The organism is Kocuria soli, assembly GCF_003797835.1.
GTDB lineage: Bacteria > Actinomycetota > Actinomycetes > Actinomycetales > Micrococcaceae > Kocuria > Kocuria soli.
This window is the reverse complement of the sequence record NZ_RKMF01000006.1, coordinates 181,309-188,211: the sequence shown is the minus strand read 5'-3', so window position 1 is coordinate 188,211 and position 6,903 is coordinate 181,309. Positions and strand designations below refer to the sequence as shown.

12 protein-coding genes are annotated in these 6,903 nt (G+C 65.0%); 10 read left to right on the top strand and 2 right to left on the bottom strand.

Annotated features, from left to right (window positions below):
• The first annotated feature begins 371 nt into the window (after nt 1–371).
• Nucleotides 372–782: a hypothetical protein gene (locus tag EDL96_RS13705; RefSeq protein ID WP_233568729.1), complete on the top strand. Its 411-nt coding sequence runs from the start codon at nt 372–374 to the stop codon at nt 780–782.
• On the opposite strand, the gene EDL96_RS06670 is transcribed toward EDL96_RS13705, so the two are convergent.
• Complete coding sequence (locus EDL96_RS06670) at nt 772–1,284, bottom strand: hypothetical protein (RefSeq protein ID WP_123825009.1); 513 nt, start codon at nt 1,282–1,284, stop codon at nt 772–774. The genes EDL96_RS13705 and EDL96_RS06670 overlap by 11 nt on opposite strands.
• Nucleotides 1,285–1,528: 244 nt before the next feature.
• Between EDL96_RS06670 and EDL96_RS06665 the strand changes: the two genes are divergently transcribed.
• The 9 genes from EDL96_RS06665 (at nt 1,529) to EDL96_RS13445 (ending at nt 6,243) form a co-directional block, all read left to right on the top strand.
• Nucleotides 1,529–2,266, top strand: a complete 738-nt coding sequence (locus EDL96_RS06665) for an RCC1 domain-containing protein (protein WP_233568728.1) — start codon at nt 1,529–1,531, stop codon at nt 2,264–2,266.
• Nucleotides 2,267–2,275: 9 nt separating this feature from the next.
• Nucleotides 2,276–2,683: a hypothetical protein gene (locus EDL96_RS13700; protein ID WP_233568727.1), complete on the top strand. Its 408-nt coding sequence runs from the start codon at nt 2,276–2,278 to the stop codon at nt 2,681–2,683.
• Nucleotides 2,684–2,765: 82 nt separating this feature from the next.
• The gene (locus tag EDL96_RS06660; protein ID WP_233568726.1) at nt 2,766–3,425 is read left to right on the top strand and encodes a cation transporter; all 660 of its coding nucleotides are present in this window, start codon (nt 2,766–2,768) and stop codon (nt 3,423–3,425) included.
• Between the two features lie 67 nt (nt 3,426–3,492).
• Nucleotides 3,493–4,131 (top strand): class I SAM-dependent methyltransferase, encoded by a 639-nt coding sequence (locus EDL96_RS06655; RefSeq protein WP_123825006.1) that lies wholly within the window; start codon nt 3,493–3,495, stop codon nt 4,129–4,131.
• 130 nt (nt 4,132–4,261) lie between these two features.
• Nucleotides 4,262–4,594 carry an ArsR/SmtB family transcription factor gene (locus EDL96_RS06650; protein WP_123825005.1) on the top strand — a complete coding sequence of 111 codons (333 nt, stop codon included), beginning with the start codon at nt 4,262–4,264 and terminating at the stop codon, nt 4,592–4,594.
• Nucleotides 4,587–5,054: an SRPBCC family protein gene (locus EDL96_RS06645; RefSeq protein WP_123825004.1), complete on the top strand. Its 468-nt coding sequence runs from the start codon at nt 4,587–4,589 to the stop codon at nt 5,052–5,054. The genes EDL96_RS06650 and EDL96_RS06645 overlap by 8 nt, the downstream gene beginning before the upstream one ends.
• 13 nt (nt 5,055–5,067) lie before the next feature.
• On the top strand, nt 5,068–5,418 hold the full coding sequence (locus EDL96_RS06640) for a nuclear transport factor 2 family protein (protein ID WP_123825003.1): 351 nt from the start codon (nt 5,068–5,070) through the stop codon (nt 5,416–5,418).
• A gap of 4 nt (nt 5,419–5,422) precedes the next feature.
• Complete coding sequence (locus tag EDL96_RS06635; RefSeq protein ID WP_123825002.1) at nt 5,423–5,773, top strand: TfoX/Sxy family protein; 351 nt, start codon at nt 5,423–5,425, stop codon at nt 5,771–5,773.
• A 101-nt stretch (nt 5,774–5,874) separates the two neighbouring features.
• A complete protein-coding gene (locus EDL96_RS13445) occupies nt 5,875–6,243 on the top strand; it encodes a hypothetical protein (RefSeq protein ID WP_199732554.1) in 369 nt (122 codons plus the stop codon).
• Here the strand turns inward: EDL96_RS13445 and EDL96_RS06625 are convergent.
• Nucleotides 6,203–6,880 carry a TetR/AcrR family transcriptional regulator gene (locus EDL96_RS06625; RefSeq protein ID WP_233568725.1) on the bottom strand — a complete coding sequence of 226 codons (678 nt, stop codon included), beginning with the start codon at nt 6,878–6,880 and terminating at the stop codon, nt 6,203–6,205. The genes EDL96_RS13445 and EDL96_RS06625 overlap by 41 nt on opposite strands.
• Nucleotides 6,881–6,903 lie beyond the last annotated feature (23 nt).

The window sequence follows — 6,903 nt, the reverse complement described above, 5'->3', positions numbered from 1 at the left end:
CGGCGGCGCACTGATGTGCTCTACGCGATGCTGCGGGATGGCACTCTGTACGAAGACCCGACCACGCCTTCGGCGCCGTCGTCAGTCGCTCTGGCGGCTTGACGAAAACCATAGAGGCACCCCCCCGAAATTGCACCGGGAGCGCGCACCGGACAGTACCTGGACGGCGGAGACTCCCCCGCCGGAGGGTTCGTCTCCACGCAGGACTTCGCCGTCGCTGCCGTTGACGAGGCAGAGAGCGGAAGCCATGCGGGTCGTCGATTCAGCGTCGCCTCTGCTGACGAGGCCGCCGCGCGCGGCTGAGCCCACCGCGGCATCCATGTGGCGGGCACGGAACGTGACGTGCCCGCCGCACTCCACTCAGGAACTCGATGGGAGCACCCATCGGCGCATTCCGTCACATCGCTGAAGCCAATGCGCGGATCTTCACCCTGACCGGCGTGGACTTCGGCGCGGGCTACCAGGACATGCTCGCCCACGGCACCACCCTGATGAACTCCGACGACGCCGCCCGTGGCTTGGCAGCGTTGCGCTCAGTGGCCGGAACCGAACGGCAACTGGCGGCGGCGAGCGTCATGCAGGAAGCCTTCTTCCACCACGGGCGCCGATCATTACCCCACCTTGTTCCTGGAAACACCCGATGGCTCGGTGGAGGTGGGATCACCCACCGCCGACGCCGATCAGCTGCGCGCCCTCATCGAGCAGGTGTCGGCACGCCGTGTGAGGTGAGCCGTGTGCATCGAATCCCGTGCCGCGCATACCAACAGCCCTTCACGGCATGACCCAGGGCTTGCGGTCATACGGTCCGTAGCGATAGGCGACCATCTCCCACGCATTACGCGTCAGCGGGTAGTACAACGCCAGCTCCGTGATGAGATCCTCGGCCGCCAAGGGAGAGATCATCATGATGGAAATCACGAGGCTGCGGTCATGCAGGTGAATGGTGAGGAATGAATCTGCCGAGCGATAGGGCACATCGACGTAGTGGACGCGATCAGGCGGCACGTGACACCGCCCCCACACCGCATAGTCGAGCCCGTCCGGGGTGACGTCAATGGATTCCGGATGCATTGACCGAGCAGTGGATATCGTGGGCAACACTGGAAGCGCATGCCCAATTTGCATCACGGGGAATCGGACAGCCCGCCCACGTGGATGCGGCAGCATTTCAGGCTGATCCCCGGATCGGCGAATCCCGGCAAACGAACGGTGGAGACGCCAGGCAACCAGACCCAGGATGCCAAGGACCAAGAGTAGCGGAATTGCGATAATGATCCACTCCATTGCGACTCCCCCTGGTCACTTCAATTGAACAACTCAATTCTAGGTTCAATCGTGTGCTATTGCAAATTCTAACCGATGGTTCAATGATGGGACCACCTGAACTGAGCCCAAGGGGAGCCCTATGAGCGTAGTAGCCGCCGGTCGCAGGCACTCTGTGACATGTCGCCCGGATGGAACAGTGGCTGCTTGGGGCAGCAGCCGAGCCGGCGAATGCGGTGTCGATTCGTGGACTGATGTCGCCGCCGTGGCAGCGGGCAACGTGCACACCGCCCCCAACACCGGCCGTTCGCACACCATCGGGCTTCGCCGCGACGGCACCGTCCTGGCCACCGGATGGAATGGTGACGGTCAGGCGAACCTGTCCGCTTGGCGTGACATCACCGACGTGGCAGCCGGTTGGCGCACCAGCCTTGGACTTCGCTCGGACGGAACAGTGGTGGCAGCGGGACGCGCGCGAGAGGGTCAGCTCTCGATCGAGCAGTGGCGGGAGATCGTCGCCTTCGCCGCAGGGGATTGGCACTCGGTTGGCATTCACTTCGACGGCACGGCGGTCGCCGTCGGCAGCAACCGACGTGGCCAGTGCGACGTGTCGACATGGAGCCACCTCGCCTCCGTGTCGGCCGGCTCGCTCCACACCGTTGGTCTGCGCACCGACGGCACCGTGGTGGCGGTCGGCGAACATGGAGCCGGCGCCTGCGACACCCTGGGATGGTCAAGTGTCACGGGAATTTCTGCGGGCAGCCACCACACGGTTGCGCTCTTCGACGACGGGACCGTGCGCGCCGTCGGGAACAACGACTTCGGCCAGTGCGATGTCCACGAATGGGCTGGAGTCGTGGACATCGCGGCTGGATCCACGCATACCGTTGGGTTGCTTGCTGACGGCACAGCCGTGGCAACCGGCAACAATGCTGATGGTCAGTGCAACACCGAAGGATGGCGAATGTCCCTGAGCGATTCGGGGCACAGCCCAAGAATCTAGACTCAGGCCATGCCGACCTCCCGGGCAACATCCACCTACGCCGCCGCCCTCAATCGCAACCAGCTCTTCGCGAACTACGGCCTGCAGCAGGACATCCCAAAATTGCTCCATGCGGACGAGGAGGTATTGCTCGTCCTCCCGGGGGTTGCGGGCGATTTCCCGAATGTCCTGGTCGCAGCCTCCAACCGCGTCTTGCTGGCGGCAGTTGCAGGGCCCATCAAGAGGGCAAAAGTCAAGCGCGAGGTCCCGGCATCAGCGATTACCGGAGTGCAATATCGATCGGGAGTGTTCACTCGGATTCACGTTCAGACCTCCCTGGGCCGTGACATCCGAATGTTGCCGAATCACCGCGACGACGCCGAACGGTTCGCGTTTGAGTTCGGCCACTTGCTACGAACGGGCAGGCTTCCGGCTTAGCAATAGGACGCAACCCCAGCGCTGCCGCCGTCGTCCGTCACCATGGAGAATTGTGGCGGAATCCGACCATGAGACGAGTGAGGTGACTTTGAGATCACCCAAGAAGGACCAGAACTCCGCGGACGTACCCAACACCTTCGACTTCAGCCGCGTCCGACGTACGGTCCTGGCCGTCGCGATCCTGAATTTCGGGTACTTCTTCGTCGAGTTCCTGGTCGCCCTGGGAGCCGGATCTGTCTCCCTACTGGCAGACAGCGTCGATTTCCTGGAAGACACCTCTATCAATCTGCTGATATTCATTGCGCTTGGCTGGCCCCTTACCAAGCGCGCCGTCATGGGCAAGCTCATGAGCTTGGCCATCATCACCCCGGCGGCATTTGCAGCGTGGGAAGCCCTCCGGCGATTCACTGCACCGCAGGCACCGGACGCGACCCCCGTGATTCTCGCGTCACTCGGGGCAATGGTCATCAACGCAACGAGCGCTTGGCTGATCGCCCGTGTCCGCACACACGGCGGCTCACTGAGCCGGGCAGCGTTCCTGTCGGCACGCAACGACGTATTGGTGAACATTGCGGTGATCGCCATGGCGCTGACCACCGCGCGGACCGGATCCGGGTGGCCAGATCTGGTCCTTGGCTGCTTCATCATCCTGCTTGCGCTCCACGCCGCCCACGAGGTGTGGGAATTCAGTGAGGAGGAACGCCTGGCAGCCAAGGCGCTCGCGGGTGAGACGATCGATTGAAGAGGTCCGGGCCCCGCACGCCGTCGTGCCGACCGTCAAGAACTACTTGCGCTGACACACTGTGTGGATGAACTTCGACGAGCACCAAGCACCTCAGTCCGACGTACACACAGCCGAGCACTGGGACGAACGGTACTCCGGTGATCAGGTGTGGAGCGGGCAGCCGAACGCCACCCTGATGACCGAGGTGGCCGACCTGCCGTTGGGGCGAGCCTTGGACGTGGGATGCGGAGAGGGCGCCGACTCGGTCTGGCTCGCCGGCCAGGGATGGGACGTGACCGCCCTGGACATCTCCTCGCAGGCGATCGCGCGGACGCTCGCCGCTGCTTCGGCGGCCGGAGTGACCATCACGGCAGTTGCCGAGGGGCTGCTTGAATCCGACCTCCCGCCTGGAACCTTTGACCTGGTCAGCGCCCAATATCCGGTCCTGCCCAATACCCGGCAGCATGTTGCCGAACGCCGCCTGCTCGACTTGGTTGCCCCGCGTGGAACGTTGTTGTTCGTGCATCACGAAGTCGACCGGGAGCACACTCTGGCGCACGGCTTCAATCCGGACGAATTCATCACGCCAAGTCACGTGAGGGATTATGCGGTGGCTACGGGCGAATGGAAGGTCGTCACGAATGATCGCCGCGAACGCCACGTGGCCGAGGGCGCCGGGGCTCACCATTCCCACGATTTGGTCGTCCGGCTGGTGCGCGTCTGAGGTGAACTGACACCCGCCATTCGGCCCAGGTAAGCAACGACGGCGTCGGGCCAAGCACACTCCACAAACCCACTCTTGCACAAATAGGCGTTTGTACTAGCCTTGGAGCACCGAGTGTGAGGAGCATCGAATGGGCGCCGAAGCGGCAGATCTGGATCGTTCGTTGCGCGCGCTGGCCGATGGGAACCGTCGCGCGATCCTTCGGGCAATACGCACCGAAGCTCGAGCCGTGGGCGAAGTGGCCCACCAGGTTGGACTCTCCCAGCAAGCAACCTCGCATCACCTACGTGCGCTCACTCGCGCCGGGTTGGCGGCCAGCAGGCAGGACGGGACCAGGCATCTGTACGTGGTGAACACCGACGGATTTGCCGCGGTGCGCTCCTATCTTGACGACTTCTGGCCCTCCAAGCTGGCCGCTTTGAAATCTGCCGTGGAAGCAAGCGAGGACATTCAGGATGGCTGAGTTCACCGATTCCATCGAGATTGCCGCGACCCCGCAGGCGGTCTTCCGGCACCTCACCACGAACCAGGGCATGACCGCCTGGATGGGCGAGTTCGCCGACCTCGATCCCACTCCGGGCGGACGGTTCGCCGTCGACATCGCTGGGCATCCGGTGCGTGGGGAGTTCGTCGTCGTCGAGCCTCACCGGCGAGTGGTGGTGTCCTGGGGCTTCGTCGGGAGCGACGAGTTGCCGGCCGGGGCTTCGGTCGTGGAGTTCCGTCTCACGGAGATACCCGGCGGCACGCGCGTCGATCTCCACCACCGCAACTTGCCTGACACCGCCGTTCAAGGGCACGCCGATGGCTGGGCGAACTTCCTCCCCCGGCTGACCATCGCCGCAGCGGGCGGCGCCCCCGAGCCGGACACATGGACTCCCCTGCCGGACCGACTCGCCACCAAATCGACCCCTACAGTGCCGTGAAAGGACTCCGATCATGACCCCGTGCGACGTCGTCCGCAGCTACCACCAAGCGTGGACCACCGGAGACATCCAGGCCGCCATGAGCCATGTCGCCGATGACATCACCTGCCGGGCCCCAGGCATCGATCTGACCGGCAAACAGGACTACCAACGCTTCATTGCGGGATTCGCTCCCAGCCTCACGGGTATCGGAGAGATCGCTGAGTTCGTCGACGACGAGCGCGTCGCCCTGTTCTACTACCCCCAGACCACAGCCACCAGCACAACACCGGCCGCCGAACTGTTCACCGTGCGCGACGGGCTGATCGTGGACAGCATCCTCGTCTTCGACCGGCTCTCGTACGGGCCGCCGTCGGAGGGGTGAGACCGTGGCGACGACGAGAGCGCAGGACTCGCTCGTGGATCGGATCCGGCGTCTTCTCGATCCCACTCTTCCCGTGCGCGAGGTTTCGATGTTCGGTGGCCGCGCGATCATGGTGAATGACAAGATGCTCGTCAGCGCTGGCAAGGACGGCAGACTGCTGGTCCGGGTGGATGCCCAGCAGCACGAAAAGCTGCTCCAACAGCCTGGAACCTCCCAAGCAGAAATGGGTATCGGACGCACCATGGGACCCGGGTGGATCACCGTTGAACAAGATGAACTCACCTCGGACAAGAAGCTGGCTGAGTGGGTCACGATTGCGATGTCCCACAACCGGGGCACCACCGGGACATCCTGACTGAATTCGAATCACCCCGCCCGAGCACGACCTCAATTGCACGTTGAAGCGGAACTCGACCACGTTCCGTAGCCGAATAACCTTTGACGCAGATTGGCTTCATGAGTGCTGAGCCTCGGCGGGCCGCCGTCTACCTGCGGATCTCTCAGGATCGCGAGAACCGTCGCCTGGGTGTGGACCGCCACAGGGAGGACGCCGCGGTGCTCATCAAGGCTAGAGGATGGACTCCAGCAGGCGTCTACGAGGACAACGACATCTCCGGCAGTGGAGTTCCCCGGTGGCGCCATCGCCCCGCCCTGCTGGGCGAGGACCTGACCGTGGGGCCCTACACGACCGCGGCGGGCACGCGCCTGTCGGCCGCGCGGTGGGCAATCGCGGCGGCGCCGGCCGGTGCCAGGGGCGGCCTGAACGGCCCGGACGGCTTCCGGGTCACCGGGAGGCGCCCGCCCCCGCCACCACGAGGTCGATGAGCCGGCGGAGCACCACATCGACGTCCTCGCCGTCGATGCGCCCCTGCCGGGAGCGGTTGAGCTCGGCGAGCACCCCGGTGACGATGAGCCGGGCGCCGGTTGCCGCCGCCGCGCCGGGGGCGCCGACCCGGTCGTCGCGCAGGCGCGCGGCGATCTGCTCCTCGAGCCCCTCGACGCGACCGAGGACCCGCTGGCGGTGCGGCATATCCGCACCGAAGAGGATCTCGCGGGCGACCCACGTCGTGGGCTCCGGCCAGCGGCGCATCGCGGCGACGAACGGCGAGACGAGCGCCGCGATCTGGTCCGCGGTCTCCCCTGCCGGCGGCGCCGCAGCGGCTCCGTCGGGCGCGGCGGACGTGGCGCGCGCAGGGGTGGTCATCGCTTGCTCGTGGGCTCCCCAGAGCGCATCGACGACCATCATGAGCAGCTCCGTCTTCGTCGCCGCGTACTGGAAGACGGTCCCCTCAGCCACGTCGGCCGCGCGCGCGACCTCGCTCATCGAGGTCCGCTGGAATCCGCGCTCCTCGAACAGCGCGCGCGCCGCGGCGAGGATGCGGGCGCGCTTCTCCTCCTTCGCCCGCTCGCGTCTGCCCAGCGTCGCCGACAGCCCCAGCCCCATGCCATCTCGAGTTTCCATACAACCATTGTAGTCGACTCAAT

Bases quoted from the DNA above. Each gene is read 5' to 3' on its own strand.
- EDL96_RS06645 (WP_123825004.1), top strand. From the start codon at position 4,587: ATGGCTGAGTTCACCGATTCCATCGAGATTGCCGCGACCCCGCAGGCG.
- EDL96_RS06650 (WP_123825005.1), top strand. From the start codon at position 4,262: ATGGGCGCCGAAGCGGCAGATCTGGATCGTTCGTTGCGCGCGCTGGCC.
- EDL96_RS13445 (WP_199732554.1), top strand. From the start codon at position 5,875: ATGAGTGCTGAGCCTCGGCGGGCCGCCGTCTACCTGCGGATCTCTCAG.
- EDL96_RS13700 (WP_233568727.1), top strand. From the start codon at position 2,276: ATGCCGACCTCCCGGGCAACATCCACCTACGCCGCCGCCCTCAATCGC.
- EDL96_RS06655 (WP_123825006.1), top strand. From the start codon at position 3,493: ATGAACTTCGACGAGCACCAAGCACCTCAGTCCGACGTACACACAGCC.
- EDL96_RS06670 (WP_123825009.1), bottom strand. From the start codon at position 1,284: ATGGAGTGGATCATTATCGCAATTCCGCTACTCTTGGTCCTTGGCATC.
- EDL96_RS06640 (WP_123825003.1), top strand. From the start codon at position 5,068: ATGACCCCGTGCGACGTCGTCCGCAGCTACCACCAAGCGTGGACCACC.
- EDL96_RS13705 (WP_233568729.1), top strand. From the start codon at position 372: ATGGGAGCACCCATCGGCGCATTCCGTCACATCGCTGAAGCCAATGCG.
- EDL96_RS06625 (WP_233568725.1), bottom strand. From the start codon at position 6,880: ATGGAAACTCGAGATGGCATGGGGCTGGGGCTGTCGGCGACGCTGGGC.